Source organism: Streptomyces sp. GbtcB7, assembly GCF_019091445.1.
In the GTDB taxonomy this organism is placed as follows: Bacteria; Actinomycetota; Actinomycetes; order Streptomycetales; family Streptomycetaceae; genus Streptomyces; species Streptomyces mirabilis.
On record NZ_JAGXJM010000314.1, the window covers coordinates 1 to 267 of the forward strand.

1 pseudogene is annotated in these 267 nt (G+C 74.2%); it reads right to left on the reverse strand.

Annotated features, from left to right (window positions below):
* A pseudogene (locus KVT44_RS56165) lies at window positions 1–267 on the reverse strand (DUF5995 family protein); the annotation flags it as partial.

Below are 267 nucleotides of genomic sequence, written 5' to 3' on the forward strand. Positions count from 1 at the left end.
GGCGTGAGCAGTAACCGGCCCCCCAGACCGACCGCGGCGGCGAGTCGGTCGGCGAACCCCTCGGCGAGGGCGGGGAGCCCGCGCAGCGCCCACAGGGCCCGCGCCGCCGACCAGGCCGCGTCGCGGGCCCCCTCCAGGCTCCACGAGCCGAGGAGATGGGTGAGCGGATCGGCGATCTGGAGGAGGACGGGGCCCGGCATCAGATCTTCGCGGACGCGCTCCTCCAGCGAGACGAGGAGGTCACCCTAAAGGTCGAACTCGTCCTCC